The organism is Pseudomonas crudilactis (assembly GCF_013433315.1).
Classification (GTDB): domain Bacteria; phylum Pseudomonadota; class Gammaproteobacteria; order Pseudomonadales; family Pseudomonadaceae; genus Aquipseudomonas; species Aquipseudomonas crudilactis.
On record NZ_WXVV01000024.1, the window covers coordinates 42,221 to 61,202 of the forward strand.

At 58.8% G+C, this 18,982-nt stretch carries 17 protein-coding genes, 6 tRNA genes and 1 pseudogene; 8 read left to right on the forward strand and 16 right to left on the reverse strand.

Annotation, left to right across the window (positions count from 1 at the left end):
* Window positions 1-36: 36 nt before the first annotated feature.
* From GTU76_RS23420 to GTU76_RS23435, 4 genes are all read right to left on the reverse strand, one after another.
* Window positions 37-816: an ABC transporter permease gene (locus GTU76_RS23420; RefSeq protein ID WP_008087860.1), complete on the reverse strand. Its 780-nt coding sequence runs from the start codon at window positions 814-816 to the stop codon at window positions 37-39.
* Window positions 813-1,745, reverse strand: coding sequence for an ABC transporter ATP-binding protein (locus GTU76_RS23425; protein WP_180699718.1), 933 nt, complete (start codon window positions 1,743-1,745; stop codon window positions 813-815). The genes GTU76_RS23420 and GTU76_RS23425 overlap by 4 nt, the downstream gene beginning before the upstream one ends.
* A gap of 123 nt (window positions 1,746-1,868) precedes the next feature.
* The gene (locus tag GTU76_RS23430; protein ID WP_016986046.1) at window positions 1,869-2,492 is read right to left on the reverse strand and encodes a glutathione S-transferase family protein; all 624 of its coding nucleotides are present in this window, start codon (window positions 2,490-2,492) and stop codon (window positions 1,869-1,871) included.
* Between the two features lie 43 nt (window positions 2,493-2,535).
* Window positions 2,536-3,195 carry a transglutaminase-like domain-containing protein gene (locus GTU76_RS23435; RefSeq protein ID WP_180699719.1) on the reverse strand — a complete coding sequence of 220 codons (660 nt, stop codon included), beginning with the start codon at window positions 3,193-3,195 and terminating at the stop codon, window positions 2,536-2,538.
* A 248-nt stretch (window positions 3,196-3,443) separates the two neighbouring features.
* Here GTU76_RS23435 and GTU76_RS23440 point away from each other — a divergent pair, with 248 nt between their 5' ends.
* Together GTU76_RS23440 and GTU76_RS23445 are read left to right on the forward strand one after the other, a co-directional pair.
* Entirely contained in the window at window positions 3,444-5,891 is a 2,448-nt protein-coding gene (locus GTU76_RS23440) for an acyl-CoA dehydrogenase (RefSeq protein ID WP_180699720.1), read from the forward strand.
* A gap of 74 nt (window positions 5,892-5,965) precedes the next feature.
* Window positions 5,966-6,373: a PA2817 family protein gene (locus GTU76_RS23445; RefSeq protein WP_016986049.1), complete on the forward strand. Its 408-nt coding sequence runs from the start codon at window positions 5,966-5,968 to the stop codon at window positions 6,371-6,373.
* Between the two features lie 62 nt (window positions 6,374-6,435).
* On the opposite strand, the gene GTU76_RS23450 is transcribed toward GTU76_RS23445, so the two are convergent.
* The gene (locus GTU76_RS23450) at window positions 6,436-7,434 is read right to left on the reverse strand and encodes a LysR substrate-binding domain-containing protein (protein WP_180699721.1); all 999 of its coding nucleotides are present in this window, start codon (window positions 7,432-7,434) and stop codon (window positions 6,436-6,438) included.
* A 90-nt stretch (window positions 7,435-7,524) separates the two neighbouring features.
* Here GTU76_RS23450 and GTU76_RS23455 point away from each other — a divergent pair, with 90 nt between their 5' ends.
* The 3 genes from GTU76_RS23455 to GTU76_RS23465 all read left to right on the forward strand — a co-directional run bounded on the left by GTU76_RS23455 (window position 7,525) and on the right by GTU76_RS23465 (window position 9,652).
* On the forward strand, window positions 7,525-8,151 hold the full coding sequence (locus GTU76_RS23455; RefSeq protein WP_175553488.1) for an alanyl-tRNA editing protein: 627 nt from the start codon (window positions 7,525-7,527) through the stop codon (window positions 8,149-8,151).
* A 90-nt stretch (window positions 8,152-8,241) separates the two neighbouring features.
* Window positions 8,242-9,012: a 2OG-Fe(II) oxygenase gene (locus tag GTU76_RS23460; protein ID WP_016986052.1), complete on the forward strand. Its 771-nt coding sequence runs from the start codon at window positions 8,242-8,244 to the stop codon at window positions 9,010-9,012.
* A 1-nt stretch (window position 9,013) separates the two neighbouring features.
* Window positions 9,014-9,652: a LysE family translocator gene (locus GTU76_RS23465; RefSeq protein WP_016986053.1), complete on the forward strand. Its 639-nt coding sequence runs from the start codon at window positions 9,014-9,016 to the stop codon at window positions 9,650-9,652.
* Between the two features lie 128 nt (window positions 9,653-9,780).
* Here GTU76_RS23465 and GTU76_RS23470 read toward each other — a convergent pair.
* The 6 genes from GTU76_RS23470 to GTU76_RS23495 form a co-directional block, all read right to left on the reverse strand.
* Window positions 9,781-9,856 (reverse strand) — tRNA-Gly (locus GTU76_RS23470).
* Window positions 9,857-9,858: 2 nt separating this feature from the next.
* Window positions 9,859-9,934: transfer RNA gene (locus GTU76_RS23475), tRNA-Glu, on the reverse strand.
* 57 nt (window positions 9,935-9,991) lie between these two features.
* Window positions 9,992-10,067, reverse strand: a tRNA-Gly gene (locus GTU76_RS23480).
* Window positions 10,068-10,070: 3 nt separating this feature from the next.
* Window positions 10,071-10,146: transfer RNA gene (locus tag GTU76_RS23485), tRNA-Glu, on the reverse strand.
* 104 nt (window positions 10,147-10,250) lie between these two features.
* A tRNA-Gly gene (locus GTU76_RS23490) sits at window positions 10,251-10,326 on the reverse strand.
* A 2-nt stretch (window positions 10,327-10,328) separates the two neighbouring features.
* Window positions 10,329-10,404, reverse strand: a tRNA-Glu gene (locus GTU76_RS23495).
* 384 nt (window positions 10,405-10,788) lie between these two features.
* Between GTU76_RS23495 and GTU76_RS23500 the strand changes: the two genes are divergently transcribed.
* Window positions 10,789-11,547, forward strand: a complete 759-nt coding sequence (locus GTU76_RS23500; RefSeq protein ID WP_016986536.1) for a hypothetical protein — start codon at window positions 10,789-10,791, stop codon at window positions 11,545-11,547.
* 894 nt (window positions 11,548-12,441) lie between these two features.
* Here the strand turns inward: GTU76_RS23500 and GTU76_RS30645 are convergent.
* From GTU76_RS30645 to GTU76_RS23515, 4 genes and pseudogenes are all read right to left on the reverse strand, one after another.
* Entirely contained in the window at window positions 12,442-13,323 is an 882-nt protein-coding gene (locus GTU76_RS30645; protein ID WP_409077501.1) for a methyl-accepting chemotaxis protein, read from the reverse strand.
* A gap of 27 nt (window positions 13,324-13,350) precedes the next feature.
* Window positions 13,351-14,460, reverse strand: a pseudogene (locus tag GTU76_RS30650) (HAMP domain-containing protein); the annotation flags it as partial.
* Window positions 14,461-14,518: 58 nt separating this feature from the next.
* Window positions 14,519-15,919 carry an aminotransferase-like domain-containing protein gene (locus GTU76_RS23510; RefSeq protein WP_016983634.1) on the reverse strand — a complete coding sequence of 467 codons (1,401 nt, stop codon included), beginning with the start codon at window positions 15,917-15,919 and terminating at the stop codon, window positions 14,519-14,521.
* Window positions 15,920-16,109: 190 nt separating this feature from the next.
* Window positions 16,110-16,871, reverse strand: a complete 762-nt coding sequence (locus GTU76_RS23515; protein ID WP_016983635.1) for an SDR family oxidoreductase — start codon at window positions 16,869-16,871, stop codon at window positions 16,110-16,112.
* A gap of 95 nt (window positions 16,872-16,966) precedes the next feature.
* On the opposite strand from GTU76_RS23515, the gene GTU76_RS23520 reads away from it, so the two are divergent.
* Both GTU76_RS23520 and GTU76_RS23525 read left to right on the forward strand, forming a co-directional pair.
* Window positions 16,967-17,104 (forward strand): hypothetical protein, encoded by a 138-nt coding sequence (locus GTU76_RS23520; protein ID WP_016983636.1) that lies wholly within the window; start codon window positions 16,967-16,969, stop codon window positions 17,102-17,104.
* On the forward strand, window positions 17,101-18,105 hold the full coding sequence (locus GTU76_RS23525; protein WP_175553486.1) for an NADP-dependent oxidoreductase: 1,005 nt from the start codon (window positions 17,101-17,103) through the stop codon (window positions 18,103-18,105). The genes GTU76_RS23520 and GTU76_RS23525 overlap by 4 nt, the downstream gene beginning before the upstream one ends.
* 125 nt (window positions 18,106-18,230) lie before the next feature.
* Here GTU76_RS23525 and pyrF read toward each other — a convergent pair whose 3' ends face one another.
* Entirely contained in the window at window positions 18,231-18,929 is a 699-nt protein-coding gene (gene pyrF / locus GTU76_RS23530; protein ID WP_175553485.1) for an orotidine-5'-phosphate decarboxylase, read from the reverse strand.
* Between the last annotated feature and the right edge of the window lie 53 nt (window positions 18,930-18,982).

Below are 18,982 nucleotides of genomic sequence, written 5' to 3' on the forward strand. Positions count from 1 at the left end.
CGAGCAGGCTCGCGAAGAAGTCGACGCGGTTCTGGATCAGGTACGCATCCCGCGTCCACTCACCAGCAACCGTGCGCAACCGAGATACAGCACCACCGTCGCCACCAGCATAAAGGTGATCGCGATGCCGATCTTGATATCCGACACACCGAGAATGCCGTAGCGGAAGGCGTTGACCATGTGCAGCACCGGGTTGGCCAGCGACACGGTCTGCCAGAACGGCGGCAACAACGTGATCGAGTAGAACACCCCGCCCAGGTACGTCAGCGGCGTCAGCACAAAGGTCGGGATAATCGAAATATCATCGAAGTTGCGCGCAAACACCGCGTTGATAAAGCCCAGCAGCGAGAAGATCGTCGCCGTCAGCACCACCACCAGAATGGTCACACCCAGGTGATGCACCTGCAAATGGGTGAAGAACAGCGACAGGATCGTCACAATCACGCCGACCATCAGACCACGCAACACGCCGCCGATGGTGAAGCCAATCAGAATTGTATGAGGCGAAACCGGCGAGACCATCAATTCCTCGATCGAGCGCTGGAACTTGCTGCCGAAGAAACTCGAGACGACGTTGCCGTAGGAGTTGGTGATCACCGACATCATGATCAGCCCCGGCACGATGTACTCCATGTAAGTGAAGCCACCCATGTCGCCGATTTGCCGGCCGATCAGGTTACCGAAGATCACAAAGTACAGAACCATGGTGATAGCTGGCGGCAGCAGCGTCTGCGGCCAGATCCGCGTGAAGCGTTTGACCTCGCGGTAAACAATGGTTTGCAGGGCGACGAGGTTGGGACGGAATTCGGAACTCATACCGCCACCTTCGACAGATTTTTCTCCACCAGGGACACGAACAGTTCCTCAAGGCGATTGGTTTTGTTACGCAGGCTCAATACTTCGATGTTCTGCTGCGCCAACTGGGTGAACAACGCCGTGATGCCCATGGATTTGTCGACCTGGACTTCCAGGGTATGGCTGTCGATCAACCGGGCCGGATAACCGAGTAGTTGCGGCGCGGCGTGCAAGTGGTGTTTCAGGTCCAGCAAGAAGGTTTCCACGTGCAACTGGCCCAGCAATTGTTTCATGCTGGTGTTCTCGACGATGGTGCCGTGGTCGATGATGCCGATGTTGCGGCACAACTGCTCAGCCTCTTCCAGATAGTGCGTGGTGAGGATGATGGTGATGCCTTTCTGGTTCAGTTCGGTGAGGAACGTCCACATCGAACGGCGCAGTTCGATATCGACGCCTGCGGTCGGCTCATCGAGGATCAGCAGACGCGGTTCGTGCACCAGCGCACGGGCAATCATCAGGCGCCGCTTCATGCCGCCGGACAACGAACGCGACGGCACATCGCGCTTGTCCCACAGGCCGAGCTGGGTCAGATATTGCTCGGCGCGTTCCTTGGCAACTTTCGCCGGAATGCCGTAGTAACCGGCCTGAGTGACGACGATGTCGAAGGTCTTTTCAAACTGATTGAAGTTGAATTCCTGCGGCACCACGCCGATCGAGCGCTTGAGCTGCGCAGGATTCTTGTCCAGGTCGTGACCGAAGATATTCACCGTGCCGCTGGTCTTGTTGACCAGGGTCGAGAGAATGCCGATGGTCGTGGATTTGCCAGCACCGTTGGGGCCGAGCAAGGCGAAAAAGTCACCTTCGGCGACGTCCAGATCGATACCACTCAAGGCCTGGAACCCGTTGCCGTAGGTTTTGGTTAGCTGCCGGATGGACAGAGCGGAACTCATATCTGATTTACGCACCATTGAAGGAAAAAAGGAGACGGCGGCGAAAGATCGAACCGCAGCGCAAGTGCGCAATGGTGCTTGCCGCCGCCGCACAAGTACAGTCAAGTGTGTCGATAGTAGGTATTAAGTCAACGCGGTCATAACGGCTTTTTTATAAGCCGGACGCTGCTTCAAGCGCTCGTACCAGGCTTGCAGATGCGGCTGCGGGGCGCGTTCGATGGGCATCTCGAACCAGGCATAAATGAAACTGCCCAGTGGAATGTCGCCCATGCCGATTTCTTCACCAGACAGGTAAGGTTGGCTGGCGAGCGCCTGATCGGCCATGTTGAGCAGCTCGTTGCATTCCTTGATCGCGGCGTTGATGGCCGCCCAGTCCTGCTTCTCCGCCGGCGTGCGCAACACACCCCAGAACACCGTGCGGAAAGGGCCGGCAAAACTCGACGTGGTCCAGTCCATCCACTTGTCAGCGATGGCGCGTGCTTGCGGATCCGCCGAATACCAATGGCTGTCGAGGGCATGTCTGGCCAGCAGATAGCGAACGATGGCGTTGGATTCCCAGAGTACAAAACCGTCGTCCTCAATCACCGGCACCCGCCCGTTCGGGTTCATCGCCCGGTACTCGGGTGTGTCGACCACGCCGAATGCGCCACCGGCATCGATCGCCTCGTAGGCCAGGCCGAGCTCTTCAGCAGCCCACAACGGCTTCCTGACATTCGATGAGTTTTTCCGTCCCCAAATCTTCAGCATGACCGCCTCTTTTCAAATGAGTGGGCAGGCAGCATACGCCGGATCAGACGCGGCTCAAATCACTCTGCATATCGCCCAGCAATGGTGGCTGCTGATCAGTGAACAGATGCGGATAGCACTTTTGCAGATGTTCGAAGAAGAACGTTTCCGGGACATCGGCGAATTGTCCGTGATCGACCAAGTACTCCATCAACTGTGCACCGTCGCGGTTGAACGGGTGGAAAACGCTGTCATTGATACCGTCGAATTCCAGCGGCGCAACGTTGAACAGCTCGCAGAGCTTCTGGTTGAACGCCGGCGTGGCCTTGACCCAGCGATCATTGAGAAATAACTCGGTGTAGCCGTGCATGGCGAACATGTCGCTTTTCAATAACTCGAGCAGACGCGGGGTCGACAGGTGATTTTTCACGTCGGCCAGACCGATCCGCGCCGCGATTCCGCAATGCCGAGCGCAGCCCGCCAGCAGCGTGGCTTTCGGTACGCAATAACTCTCCCCCGTCGCCAGCGCATAACTGCCGCGCAAGGTCTGTGGATCACGGCTGAAGGTGTAGGGGTTGTAGCGCACCGCCTCACGCACGGCGTAATAAAGACTGATCGCCTGCGCGAGCGGATCGCGGCTGGCGCCGCGATGCTGTTCGGCGAACTCCACCACCGCCGGGTGGTCACTATCGATGAAGCGGCCGGGATTCAGATACTCGTGCATGACGACAATCTCCTGGGTGAGTCCCGAGTCTAGCGACAGCTTCAGCACAGAGATAACGACGTTTCGGCCAAACTTGGACGCAAAGACGCGGGATCAGCGAACGATTTCCCACACGTGTTGCCCACCGAACCTACGAAAACCATCCGGGGTTTCCCACGATTTTAATCACCTTGGTCTGACCACCCGGTTTTACAGATGCCGTCTAAGCTCTGGAGGGTCGATTTGCCTTGGTTCACGGAGGACTGAATATGCTGTTGTTGTGGATACTGGTTTTGATCGTCGGCGTGGCGTATCTCGCCCACCGGCGTATTTCGCCTCTGCCCGCGTTGGGCATCGTTGCCGTCTACCTTTTGGCGATGGGGATATTCAGTCACGCACCGGGCTGGTTGTTGCTGATGTTCTGGGTCTTGCTGGCGGTGGTCGCTGCACCGTTGCTGCTGCCCGACCTGCGCCGTAAGCACTTCACCGCGCCGCTGTTCAACTGGTTCCAGAAAACCCTGCCACCGATGTCGCAGACCGAACGCGACGCGATCGACGCCGGCACCGTGTGGTGGGATGGCGAGCTGTTCAGCGGCCGTCCGGACTGGGACAAACTGCTGGCCTATCCCAAGGCGCAACTGAGCGAAGAGGAACAGGCGTTCATCGACGGCCCGACAGAGGAACTCTGCGCGATGGTCACTGACTGGCAGATCGGCCAGTCGATGGACCTGCCACCCGAAGCCTGGACACACATCAAGGAACATGGCTTCTTCGCCCTGATCATTCCAAAAGAGTTTGGCGGTAAAGGCTTCTCGGCTTACGCGCACTCGCAAGTGGCAATGAAACTGGCGACCCGCAGCGGTGACCTCGCCTCCACTGTCATGGTGCCGAACTCACTCGGCCCGGCCGAACTGCTGCTGCATTACGGCACCGACGAGCAACGCAATCACTACCTGCCACGCCTGGCTCGCGGCGATGACATTCCCTGCTTCGCCCTCACCGGCCCGCTCGCGGGTTCCGATGCCGGGGCGATGCCCGACACCGGGATCATCTGCAAAGGTCAATGGGAAGGTCAGGAAGTCATCGGTCTGCGCTTGAACTGGGAAAAACGCTACATCACCCTCGGCCCGGTCGCTACCCTCCTCGGCCTGGCTTTCAAGGCCTATGACCCGGAACATCTGCTCGGTGACAAGGAAGACCTCGGCATCAGTCTCGCGCTGATCCCGACCGATACCGCCGGCGTGGAAATCGGTCGTCGTCACCTGCCACTGGGCGCTGCGTTCATGAACGGCCCGAACTCCGGCAAGGATGTGTTCATCCCGTTGGATTTCCTTATCGGCGGTCAGGAAATGCTCGGTAAGGGCTGGATGATGCTGATGAACTGCCTGTCGGTCGGCCGTTCTATCTCGTTGCCAGCCGTCGGCACCGGCGCAGCCAAGTTCACCAGTCTGGTGACCGGTCAGTACGCGCAGATTCGTGAACAATTCAACGTACCGTTGTCGGCGTTTGAAGGCATTCAGGAAGCCATGGCACGCATCGGCGGTAACGCGTGGATGATGGACGCGGCGCGGATGCTCACCGCCAACGCGGTGGACCTCGGCGAAAAACCCTCGGTGCTGTCGGCGATCCTCAAGTATCACCTGACCGAGCGCGGTCGCGAGTGCATCAGCCACGCCATGGATGTGCACGGCGGCAAGGCGATCATCATGGGCCCGAACAACTACCTCGGGCGCAGCTGGAACGGTGCACCGATCTTCATCACCGTGGAAGGTGCGAACATCCTGTCGCGCAACCTGATGATCTTCGGTCAGGGCGCGATTCGCTGCCATCCATTTGTGCTCAAGGAAATGGCGCTGGCGGGGCGTGAGGACAAGGATCAGGCGCTGAAAGAGTTCGATGGCCTGCTGCTCAAACACATCGGTTTCGCCGTAAGCAACGCGGCCAGCACGCTGGTGCTGAACCTCGGTTTCGGTCACTTCGAACACGCGCCGGGCGACAAGATCAGTCAGGGTTACTTCCGCGCCCTGAACCGTCAGGCAGCGGCGTTCGCCATGCTCGCCGACTTCAGCATGATGCTGCTGGGAGGCGAACTGAAACGTCGTGAACGTCTGTCGGCACGCTTGGGTGATGTGCTGAGCAACCTGTATCTGGCCTCTGCCGCACTCAAGCGTTACCACGATCTGGATTCGCCGGCGTACATGGAACCGTTGTTCCGTTGGGCGATGGAAGAAAGCCTCGGCCAAGCGGAACGGGCGCTGGATGAATTGCTGCGCAACTTCCCGAACAAAGTGTTTGGCTGTCTGCTGCGCGTCATCGTCTTCCCGTTTGGTCGCCGTCACAAAGGCCCGTCGGACAAACTCGGGGCCGAAGTGGCGGGCGTCATTGGTCGCGCCAAGGGTGATCCGGCCCTGGAAGAACTGCTTGCCGGTTGTTATCGCCCGCAGTCGGCAGACGATGCCGTCGGCGCGCTGCAACACGCCAGCGATCTGCTGCATGCCGCGCAACCGTTGCACAAAAAACTGCACACCTCGCTGAAAAGCGGTCAGGTCAAACCGGCCGCGGGTGAACACGCCATCGATGCAGCACTTGAGGCCGGGGTGTTGCAACCGATGGAAGCGCAGAGTCTGCGCGATGCCGAAGCGGCACGGCGCAAGGTGATCGACGTCGATGATTTCGACAAAGAGGAGCTGGCGCTGGCAGAGGGCAAAGTCCGCTGATCCTGACAAGCATGTCCAAGAGGGCGCAGGAGCTTTATACTCCCGCGCCCGTTTTGCTCTTGAGGACTTATCTCGTGTCCAACGTCGTTGCCGATCATCTTGTTTTGCTCGACCACCTGCGCAGTATCCTGGTCGCCGTAGGTGAGGCCGAACAGGTTCCCGAAGAAAGCCATGCCTTGTTCCTGGAGCGCTTCGACGAACTGCTGGCATCGCTGCCGATCGATCCGATCGAAAGCCAGTACCTGGGCCAGGACATCCTGACTCAAGTGATTACCCGTTACCCGCAGATCGCCCACCTGATCCCGCGCGATCTGCTGTGGTTCTTCGCAGGTGACTGCCTGCACTACCTGGCCGATGAAGAGATCGACCTGTATCAGGCACTGGAAGAACGCCGCTTCGAAGCTGAACAGAACGACGAACCGTTCGACTGGAATCAGGAAAAACAGCTGCTGGCGATGTCCGCTCAGGACAGCAAGCACTGATTTTCACCCGGTCATGAAAAGGCCCGCATGGTGAACCATGCGGGCCTTTTTTTGCGCTGGCGTTAGAGCAGGCCTTCGCTTTCGGGCAATTCATACGCCATCGCTGCGTTACTCACACCACCGGACTTGCCCGGCTTGCTCAAAGTCGGCTCTTTCTCCAGGCACTCCACCAGATAGTCGATAAACACCCGTAGCTTGGGTGGCAAATAACGCGTCGGCGAATGCAACAACCACAGTCCACCGTGATAAGACGCAAGAAAGGTCCAGTCCGGCAATACCTGTACCACCAACTTTTGCTCAAGCGCATAGCGAGCGGTGAAGTAAGGCAGACTGCCGATACCGATGTGCTGTAACACCGCGCCCAAGCGCACACCGGTGTGATTGGCGGCATAACGCCCGCGGACACCCACCGTCACCGCTTTACTGCCCTTCTTGAATTTCCAGCGAGCATCGCTGGGGGTTTCACCCAGATAAATACAGCTGTGATTGAGTAAATCATGGGGGTGAAACGGTGTGCCGTGTTCGGCCAGATATTGCGGTGTGGCACAGAGCAAATGGTCGATGGTCAGCAGTTGCCGCCCGACCAGCCCTGCCGGCGGCCGATCGGTGATACGAAACGCCAGATCGACATGGTCGTCGATCAAATCGACTTGGCGATCTTCCAATAGCAACTCGACATCAACCTTGGGATAACGCCGCAGAAACTCGGGCATGTGCGGATGAATCACAAACCGCCCGACTGCTTTTGGCACGCTGACCCGCACCAGCCCTTCCGCTTCATGGGTGAACTGGCCACTGATTTCCATCACTGACTTGGCCGCGCTAACCATCTCCTGACAACGCTTGAATACCTCTTCGCCGCCATCACTCAAACGCAGCTTGCGCGTAGTGCGCTGCAACAGTCGCGTGGCCAAGGCTTTTTCCAGCCGCGAAATACTGCGACTGACCGCCGACGGCGATGAACCCAGTTGCCGAGCCGCTTCAGAAAAGCTGCCGGTCTCCACGACCTTCACGAAGATTGCCATCTCACCGAGCAGCGGGAGCGGAAGATTTATGCTCACAGCGCACAAGTCCTTTGATGTTTTAACGGATTATCACGTTATTACACGATTCATATAATAAAAATAGAAATTTAAATAAGGGCATGGAATATGACGCTTCGCCTCTTTTTCCATAGTGATGACCTCAAGGCTAATGTAGAAGTCCTCGACTGCACGCCCCACGAGAACGAATTTGCCGTAGTGCTGCGCGCCACCCTGTTCCATCCGCAAGGGGGTGGCCAGCCCTGCGATACCGGCTGGATCGATGAGAGCCAGGTATTACGCGTCGTACAGGAACCGGACCGGATCGTTCATTACGTCGACCGCCCCGTAAAGCTCGGCATGACCTGTATCCGGGTCGATGGAGAACGCCGCAGCTTCAACACCCGCATGCATTCGGCCGGCCACCTGATCGGACATTTCGTTCAGGCCATGGGCTGGATGCCGATCAAGGCACACCACTGGCCGAATGAAGGCCGAGTGCAATTCAAACCCGGCGATGCTGCGCAGGAAGTCGACACCGAGACAGTCCAACACGGGATCGATCATTGGATCGAGCACGACCTGCCCCGCCTGACCTCGCTACGCGAAGGCGCGCGGGAAATCGGTTTTGGTGAGCTGCCGGCCTACGGTTGCGGCGGCACCCATGTACGTAGCCTGAAGGATCTGGGCACAGTCACGATCGCGTCCCTTTCGCAGAAGAAAGGCACGTTGTCCGTCCACTACAGCGTGGATTGAGCATTTCGGGCGCTGCCTCACGCAGAGTCCGACGCCGGGGGAACCGCATTCGCCGGTTCCGTTGACTATCGATAGATGGACCTAAAAACAATGATGCTAGACGTCGAGCGTCTCGATGAGACGTGCATAAAAAAACTGGCCAACGAAGAAGTCCTCGCCATCCGCGTCAAAGGTTTTTTGCCTGAGCCGCTGGCCATTCAGATTGGCAACAAAATTCTTGCTCCAGGCTTTGAGGGTTACATCAACGCGCCCAGTATCGGCCGCATCGGCATGGCTTTTTACGAGGCAGAAAACCAGCCGCTGCTGATCGAGGACTACTTCGAACGAGCCACCAGCAACATCGCGGAACTGCGCGATCGCTGCGCCCCCTATTCCTCGCCGATCGATACCTTGCGCTGCATGCTCGACGAATCCTGGCCGGCGGGTGCGCATCTGGAAAATCTCTACGGTCGGAAAATGTACGTCGGCCTTTCGCGAGTAGTGAAACCTGGCGTGTGCTTCCTGGCCCATCACGACATCTTCGCCAAGGACGCCCCGGACAGTTTCCAGGCCCGCAGCCTGGAGGCGCAGTTCGCCTGCAACGTCTATCTGAACATGCCGACCGAGGGCGGTGCGCTGCAGATGTGGGACGACGACATCACCCCGGATCAATTCGACGAGATGCGTGGCGACAGTTACGGCATCGAACCGGCGCTGCTCGGCCCACCCGCGCTTGAAGTCAGACCGCAACCCGGCGATTTCATCATGTTCAATTCGCGGCGCATGCACTCGGTGACGCCGGGCGTGGCAGATCCGCGCTTGAGTCTTTCCTTTTTTGTCGGCTATCGCGGCAATGCTTCACCCCTGACCTACTGGAGCTGAGATGTATTCGAATTATCTGGGCGAGTTTCTGGCGCTGGCTACTATTCACTTTCTGGCCGTGGTTGCTCCCGGTCCGGACTTCGCAGTCACCATTCGCCAAAGCGTTCGATTTGGCCGACTGGTGGGGATCTGTACGGCGCTGGGTATTGGCGCGGGAATTTCCGTACACGTGCTATACACACTGCTTGGCGTGGGCGCATTGATGCACACCACCCCGTGGTTGCTGACCGTCGCCAAAGTGATTGGCGGTGCCTATATCCTGTATCTGGGTGTCAGCCTGCTGCGCAGCAAGCCGAAATCGTCCCTTGAAGGTGAAAAGACCAGCGAGGAGCCGGTGGTTGAACAAACCCTGTTCAAAGCGTTCAGTACCGGTTTCCTGACCAATGCAACCAACCCCAAGGCCACGCTATTTTTCCTGGCCATCTTCACCACGATCATCAGCGCTGAAACACCTCTGCAAATCCAGGCGTTCTATGGTTTGTGGATGTGTTTTGTAAACGCGCTGTGGTTCGTGATCGTGGCGCTGTTTTTCTCAAGCAGCAAAGTACGCCTGCTGTTCATGCGCATGGGCCATTGGTTCGAACGCACCATGGGCGTAGTGCTGATTCTGTTTGCCGGCCGACTGATGCTGTCCTGGTAAGCAGACGCCAACCTGCAAAAAGGCCCGCCGAATCGTTTCGGAGGGCCTTTTTCTTGATGCCGGATGACATGACCACAAATCGCGCGCATACAAAAACGCCGCTCTGTTGAGCGGCGTTTTTGTAAATATGGAGCGGGAAACGAGACTCGAACTCGCGACCCCGACCTTGGCAAGGTCGTGCTCTACCAACTGAGCTATTCCCGCAATGGCGTCCCCTAGGGGACTCGAACCCCTGTTACCGCCGTGAAAGGGCGGTGTCCTAGGCCACTAGACGAAGGGGACACAGGCTACAACTTTCACTAATAAAAACGCCGCTCACTGAGCGGCGTTTCTAGAATTTGGAGCGGGAAACGAGACTCGAACTCGCGACCCCGACCTTGGCAAGGTCGTGCTCTACCAACTGAGCTATTCCCGCAAATGGCGTCCCCTAGGGGACTCGAACCCCTGTTACCGCCGTGAAAGGGCGGTGTCCTAGGCCACTAGACGAAGGGGACACGCTACCCGGAACACATGGTGTGTGTTTCGGTGTCCAGATCCGTATCCGAAGACTTGGCTCTGGTTTCACTCAGCACCGCCCGAAAGCACTGCTGTTTAAAATTGGAGCGGGAAACGAGACTCGAACTCGCGACCCCGACCTTGGCAAGGTCGTGCTCTACCAACTGAGCTATTCCCGCATTGGCGTCCCCTAGGGGACTCGAACCCCTGTTACCGCCGTGAAAGGGCGGTGTCCTAGGCCACTAGACGAAGGGGACACACTACAACATTCACTCCCTGCCGCGCTTCGCTGTGTGCTTTACGCTGCAAGTGGCGCGCATTCTATGGATGGATTGAGAAGTCGTCAACCCCTTGATATAAATTTATTTAAATCAATGACTTCGACCTGCTTTACGGCGGCAACCGGGCTTTTCCGTCGCCCGACCATTGACGCCTATATTCCGCCACTCGCCAAGACGTTATAGTCCACCGCACAGTGATGGCAATCTGCACCCGCAGCGCCAGCATTCATATAAGCAGCGTGCGGCCGATACAGATTGAACCTGCCGAACCAACCAGTCGAGCGGCGCTAGGCGGTTAAATGCCCAGCCACTACACTCGCATGCGAACCCTATAAAGAGGTCTTACCGGTGACACCACTCATGATCACCCTGCTTGTCATAGCCGGGATCGCAATTCTGATCGCCATTGGCTACATGAACCATGTGGTGGAAAACAACAAACTGGAGAAAGCCCGCACCAAGGTCGAACTCAACGACCGCCTGCGCCGTTGCGGCGAACTGACCGAGACCTTCCCGGGCCAGTTCATGACCCCGGCACTCAAACTGCTGCTGACCCGTCTGGAACTGAACGTCTGCCAGCGCCTGCTGAACCTGGAAAAAACCAGCGCCACCACTAAAGCGCGCATCACCGAACTGAGCGCACTGGTCGCCCAAGGTGAATCGATTCCGGTCAACAACCCACCGGCACCGATCCTGACCGAAGCCAAAGCCAAAGACGTGCGCTTCCTGCTCGAAGCCCTCCACGGCCAAATCACCCGAGCCGCGCACGACGGCTTCCTGCCACCGAACGAAGCCAAGCACTGGATCCGCGAAGTCCGCCACATTCTGGTGCTGCTGCACATCGAATTCTTCAACAATCTCGGCCAACAGTCCCTGCAACAAAACCAACCCGGCCAGGCCCGCCTCGCCTTCGAACGCGGCGTGCAATACCTGCGCAAACAGCAGGATCCACAGATGTATGCAGAACAACTGCAATACCTGGAAAAACTGCTGGCCCGCGCCAACGCCCAGGTCATGGATAAAATTGCACCGGTTGAAGGTGAAGAGAACCAACTGACTGCCGGCCTAAAAGATGTCGAGGCCGATGCGGACTGGAAGAAGAAAGTGATCTACGACTGATTGCAGATGTTGAGAGAAGCCACCGAGAGGTGGCTTTTTTGTGGGCTCGCGGGAGTGAACACGATAGACAACCGGTGAATGAGAGGCCGCTTTCGCGAGCAAGCTCGCTCCCACAAGGTTTGAGTACATCCGGCAGAGATGGGTTGGCTGCCAGACCGCGATCGCGAGCAGGCTCACTCCTACATTGGGATTGAGTACATGCGGCAGAGATGGGTCGGCTGCCAGACCGCGATCGCGAGCAGGCTCGCTCCTACATTGGGATTGAGTACATGCGGCAGAGATGGGTCGGCTGTCAGGCCGCTTTCGCGAGCAGGCTCGCTCCTACATTGGGATTGAGTACATCCGGCAGAGATGGGTCGGCTGCCAGACCGCGATCGCGAGCAGGCTCACTCCTACATTGGGACTGAGTACATCCGGCAGAGATGGGTCGGCTGTCAGGCCGCCTTCGTCGGAACGCCGCCCGGAGCAAGCTCGCTCCCACAGAAGATCAAGAGCAGACCGCGCATCGCTTCCGCTTCTCACCACTCAACAGGATGAGCGTTAGCTCGGCTGCAGCTTTTGATCTTGATCTGAAAGCCCGTCGGCAGGCTGAGTGGAGGGATTGATCCGGGGGTGGGAGCGCAGCGACCGTTCGACGAAGTCGAACACATCGAGAGGAGGTGCAGCGAAGCAAACCGTAGGCGATGCCCCCCCCCGGATGAATCCCGGAGCGAAGGAACCCCGAGCTTTAGCGAGCGGGCCGAACGTCAGGGCAAAGCGTTTTGGTTACTTTTGGGCGTCTGCAAAAGTGACCCGCCGTGAGGGCGGAACCGCCAGCCGCAGCACCCGAAGCAACGGATATATCCCAAAAACCCCAAGAGCATGGTCGGCCCAAAGGCCGCCAAGCCCAAAGCGTCAAAGCCGAAAATGCCCAACCATTCCGCGCAACTCACTCCCCAACTGCGCCAGCTCAACACTCGAAGCCGCATTCCCGCGCATCGCGATCGACGACTGATCCGCACTCGCACGAATACTCGTCACACTGCGATTGATCTCCTCCGCCACCGAACTCTGCTCCTCGGCCGCCGCCGCAATCTGCTGATTCATCTGCTGAATCAACGACACCGCCACCGCAATACTCCCCAGCGCACTCTCGGTCTGCAACGCATCACTGACCGCCAGCTTCACCAACTCCCCGCTGTTCTGAATCTGCTGCACCGAAGCATGTGCCGCCGAACGCAACGCACTGACCAGCCGTTCAATTTCCTCAGTCGATTGCTGCGTGCGTCGAGCCAGCGCGCGCACCTCATCGGCCACCACCGCAAAGCCCCTGCCCTGCTCACCGGCCCGTGCCGCCTCGATCGCCGCATTCAACGCCAATAGATTGGTCTGCTCGGCGACGCTTTTGATCACCCCCAGCACCGTGCCGATATTCTGAATTTCCGCACTGAGGCTTTCGATGCTGGAACTGGCCGACGTCGCCGAATCGGCCAATTGTTCGATCCGCACCATGCTCTGGCGCACCACCTGCTGGCCACTCTCGACCTTGTCGTCCGCCGTTTGCGCGGCCAGCGCCGCCTCTTCGGCATTGCGCGCGACGTCATGCACAGTGGCGGTCATCTGGTTCATCGCCGTGGCGACCTGCTCGGTTTCTTCCTTCTGGCTGCTGACCTCAAGGTTGGTCTGCTCGGTAACCGCCGACAGTGATTGCGCCGAACTGGCCAGTTGCTCGATCCCCGCCTGCAACCCGCTGACAATCGCACTCAGTCCCGCGCCCATCTGCTGCATCGCCAACATCAACTGGCCGATCTCGTCACGCCGGGTCACCTCCACGGTCGCACTCAAGTCACCGGCGGCAATCTGCTGGGCGACCTGAATCACGCTGCGCAATGGTGCGACGATCAGTCGAGTGATCAGCCACGCAGCCAACAATCCGACCAACAGCGCCAGCGCCGATGAACCAATGATCAGCAACGAGTTTTTCTTCAGTTCCGCCTGCATCGCGCCGTCTTCAGCGACATAAGCCTGATTCACCCGCTCGACCACTTGGTCGGCACGCTGGTGCAATTGCTCGTAGACGGTTTTTTCCTGCGCGAGCAAACCCGTGTATTCGGCCAGCTTGTCGTTGAAACCGGCGATATGCCCGGACACTTCATTGAGCACGGTCAGGTAACCCTCGTCCTTGACCGTGGTTTTCAGTTCTTCGGCTTGCGCCTGAGCCTGCGCGGCCTGTTCGATATTGCCTTTGCCGGCACTGTCGGCATCGCCCTTGCGGCTTTGATCGAGGCGGATCCGCGCTTCGTTCATCGCTTGCAGCATCAACCGCGACACCTGACTGACCTGGTTGGCCTGCTCAATGAACTGCGCTCCGTCCTTGCCCTCGGTGTCCTTCAAGGTATACGCACCGTCGTCGGCAAGTCCGGCCTGCAACACATCGAGGTTATTGGCCACACTGGACACCGACCAACTGGCCATTTCCAGTGCGAGGTCCTTGGCCTGGGTCAACGACACAAACTCATCGAACGCTTTGCGATAGGCCGCCAGCGATTGCTCGACATCGGTCATCACCGGCACATTGGCCGGCGTCTGCACCTTGAGCTCGTTGGCCAGGGCATTCAGCCCGTCCACACCTTCACGCAGGGCATCGGCGGTTTTCGGATTGCCGCGCAAAGCATATTCCTGCTCGAGCAGGCGCACCTTGAGCAGGCCACTGTTGAGCGAGGACATCTGTTTCAGCCCGTCGAAACGCTGACTGATGGTTTGCAGGGACCAGACGCCAATGGCCGCCACCAGCGCGGTCAGGAGCAAGACCAGTACAAATCCGATACCCAGTTTTTTTGCCATACCGAGGTTGGCAAAACGTCCTTGCATGGCCGAAATCATTGCGCGTAGTCCCCTGCCATTGTCAGTAGAGCGAAGAGTCGCAACGGCCATCCACCGGCACAAGTCTCTGGCGTCGGAATAATGGCAAAAAGCTACGTCTGCGTCGTTTTCAGAACGCTTGAGGTCGATCCGAACCGGTGTGGCGAAAAAACTGCCGGGCGCGCGGATCGCAGGCGTATGCCACGTTGATGCGCAGCCAGTCGCCCGACTCACCGCTGGGACTGAAGGCATCAGGCGCGGACAGCAGCACGCCACAGCGTTGAGCCTGCCGACGTACACGCGCATGATCGCTCATGCGCGAACGCGCCCAGATGAACAACCCGCCAACAGGCTTGCCGAAAACCTCCCAATCAGCGTCCTCCAGCGCCTGCAGCGCGGCGGCACGATCGGCATTCAAGCGTTGGCGCTGGCGCTGCACCAGTTTGCGGTAAGCGCCGCTGACCATCAGGCTGGCCAGCACCGCCTCGGTAAACCTCGAAGCCCCCAAACCGCTGATCATCTTGACCTGAGCCAGTCGCCTGACCATTTCGCTGTCGGCGAAGACGAACCCGACTCGCAACGAACTGCTCAGTGTCTTGGAAAAACTGCCCACATAGATGACCCGTCCCTCATCATCCAGCGCCGCCAGTCGCGTACCGTTGCCCGTATGCAAATCCGCATAGACATCGTCTTCGATCACGCGCAAATCATAGGCCTTGCTCAGTTGCAGGATGCGTTGGGCCACACTCGCCGACAGGCAACTGCCGGTGGGGTTGTGATGATGGCTGTTGATGAACAATGCGCCAGGCCGAAACTGTTGCAGCAAAGCCTCCAGCGCTTCGATATCCGGCCCGTTCGGGGTACGACACACCTCGAGCATCCGCACGCCATGCAGGCGCAGGAGATCGAACAGCGGCGCATACCCTGGCGTCTCGACCACCACGCAGTCTCCGGCCTTGAACAAGGTGCGCACGATCAGATCCAGCGCGTGGCTGGCGCCGCAGGTACTCAACAACTGAGAACTGCGCGCCTCGATACCGAACAGCTTCAGACGCTTGACGATCTGCTCGCGCAACGCCGGTAGTCCCAAAGGCGTGCTGTAGTTGAACAGGCTGGCCATATCGGTGCGCGCCACCTCGCGCAGCGCGTAGCTGAGGTCGTCCGGCTCGCGCCAGCTTTGCGGCAGACCACCGGCACCCAGCTTCAACCCCCCGGCGGCCTCACACACTGCATCACACCAGGCATAACGGCCCTCGAATGGCGCCAGTTCATCATCGGAGCCCTGTGTCGACGGCGAGGCGGCGACAATGAACCCGGTGCCTTGGCAGGCGCTCAGAACGCCCTGCGATACCAGCCGTTCACACGCCTCGACAACACACGACTGACTGAGCAGATTATCCCGCGCGATTTGCCGCACGGAGGGCAAACGGGTGGCCGGCGCTACGCCACTTTGCAGGATCCACTCAGTCAGTCCGTCAACAATCTGCTGCACGACCGGCACCATTGCCTGTCGATCAATTCTCAATTCCATGAGCAAGCAAACTCCTGTCCGTTTTGCTGGCGGCAGTAAATCACAGCCGCGCCGGACAGGCTGTGCGACAACACCGCCAAAAGCGACCGTTCTAACCGTTTGATACACATTGTTTAAGGGGCTTCACGGAACTGACCGCGATCCATAAAAAAGCCCGCAACGAATGCGGGCTGTTTTTATTGCGCTTTGTTCAGAACGCGGTAACGCCGCCGTCGACTGCCAGCGAGTGGCCGGTGGTGAATGCTGCACCGTCGCTGCACAGGTACAACACAGCGCTGGCGATTTCCTCGACTTTACCGATGCGCCCGACCGGGTGCATGGCATTGGCGAATTCGCCCTTCTTCGGATCGGCCTCATAGGCGCGACGGAACATGTCGGTATCGATCACCGCCGGACACACAGCGTTGACGCGGATTTTCTTCTTGGCGTATTCGATGGCTGCCGATTTGGTCAAACCGATCACCGCATGCTTCGACGCCGCATAGATGCTCATCTTTGGCGCCGCGCCCAGCCCGGCCACTGAGGCGGTATTGACGATCGCCCCGCCGCCCTGAGCCAGCAACAGCGGCAGTTGATACTTCATGCACAGCCAGACGCCCTTGACGTTGACGCCCATGATCGCGTCGAACTCGTCCATCGAGCCGTCGGCCAGTTTGCCTTTTTCGATTTCGATGCCGGCATTGTTGAAGGCGTAGTCGAGACGGCCGTAAGTATTGATCACCTCGTCCATCAGATTTTTCACTTCGCTTTCGACGGTCACGTTGCAGCGTACGAAGGTCGCTTCGCCACCGGCTGTACGAATCAGTGCCACCGTGCCCTCGCCCCCAGCCGCGTCCAGGTCAGCGACCACCACTTTCAGGCCTTCGGCGGCGAACGCCTGCGCGGTCGCCCGGCCGATGCCGTTGGCCGCGCCGGTGACTACGGCAACTTGACCGGAAAACGTCATGCTCATTGTTATGTCCTCAAAGGGATAGCTGCAGGTGATTTGCAGCATAGCCATTGCGGTCTGCCGAGCGTCACCACTATCCAATGGCTGTTTAGGCGCCCATGCGTCGCAGTGATAAAACGGGCCAGGTGATCATCACTGCACTGGATCGACGTGCATTCGCCGCATCAGCCAACCTTGCGCCAATGCAGCCAAGCGTCTATCAACAAGACTTCATTCCGTTCGAGTGCCTGCCATGACCAACCAGACCAATCGCCAGTTCCTGCTCGCCCAACGCCCGGTGGGTGCGGCCAACCGCGAGACCTTCACCTATCAGGAAGTGCCGGTCGGCGAACCGGCGGCGGGTCAGATTCTGGTCAAGAACGAATACCTGTCCCTCGACCCGGCCATGCGTGGCTGGATGAACGAGGGCAAGTCCTACATCCCGCCGGTGGGTATCGGCGAAGTCATGCGTGCGCTGGGCGTGGGCAAAGTCATCGCCTCGAACAATCCGGGCTTCGCCGTCGGCGACTACGTTAACGGTGCCATTGGCGTGCAGGATTATTTCCTTGGCGAGCCAAGAGGTTTCTACAAGGTCGATCCGAAACTGGCCCCGCTGCCGGTGTATTTGTCGGCACTGGGCATGACCGGCATGACCGCTTACTTCGCCCTGCTGGATGTCGGTGCACCGAAGGCCGGGGATACGGTTGTGCTGTCCGGTGCGGCCGGCGCGGTGGGCAGCATTGCCGGGCAGATTGCCAAGATCAAAGGCTGCCGCGTGGTTGGCATTGCCGGCGGCGCCGACAAATGCAAATTCCTCATTGATGAGTTGGGTTTTGACGGCGCCATCGACTACAAGTCCGAAGATGTCGTGGCCGGGCTTAAACGCGAATGCCCGAAAGGTGTCGACGTGTATTTCGACAACGTCGGCGGCGATATTCTCGATGCTGTGCTCAGCCGTCTGAACATGAAAGCGCGGGTAGTGATTTGCGGCGCGATCAGCCAGTACAACAATAAAGAAGCGGTCAAAGGCCCGGCCAACTACCTGTCGCTGCTGGTCAACCGTGCGCGGATGGAAGGCTTTGTGGTGATGGATTACGCGGCGCAATACGCCAGCGCCGCGCAGGAAATGGCCGGCTGGATGGCCAAGGGGCAGCTCAAAAGCAAGGAAGATATCGTCGAAGGCCTGGAGACCTTCCCGGAAACGCTGATGAAATTGTTCAGCGGTGAGAACTTCGGCAAGTTGGTGCTGAAGGTTTAAGGCCAGCACAAAACAAATGTAGGAGTGAGCCTGCTCGCGATAGCGGTGTGTCAGTCAACATTAACGTTGTTTGACACACCGCTATCGCGAGCAGGCTCACTCCTACAGGGTTTTGCAGTGTTTGTTTAGGCGATTTCGGCTACAACCGACGCCAGCGCCTGTGCCGGATCAGCCGCCTGGCTGATCGGACGGCCAATCACCAGGTAATCGGAACCGGCATCCAGCGCCTGACGCGGGGTCAGAATACGGCGCTGATCGTCCTGCGCGCTGCCGGCCGGACGAATCCCCGGAGTCACCAGTTGCAGCGACGGATGTGCGGTTTTCAGTGCCGTGGCTTCCAGCGCCGAGCACACCAGACCGTCCATCCCAGCCTTCTCGGCCAGTGCCGCCAGACGCAGCACTTGTTCCTGCGGCTCGATATCCAGACCGATACCGGCGAGGTCTTCACGCTCCATGCTGGTCAGTACGGTCACGCCGATCAGCAGCGGTTGCGGGCCGCTGCGCTTGTCCAGCTCTTCCCGGCAGGCAGCCATCATGCGCAGGCCACCGGAGCAATGCACGTTGACCATCCACACGCCCATCTCGGCAGCGGCTTTCACGGCCATCGCGGTGGTGTTGGGAATGTCGTGGAATTTCAGGTCGAGGAATACTTCAAAACCCTTGTCACGCAGGGTGCCGACGATTTCCGCGGCGCAACTGGTGAACAGTTCCTTGCCCACTTTGACCCGGCACAGTTTCGGGTCCAACTGGTCGGCCAGCTTCAGTGCGGCGTCACGGGTGGGGAAATCCAGGGCGACGATGATAGGAGTCTGGCAGGCGGACATGAATGGGCTCTCAGGCAGGTCGAAATCGGCGCGCATTGTAGCGGAACCGGCGG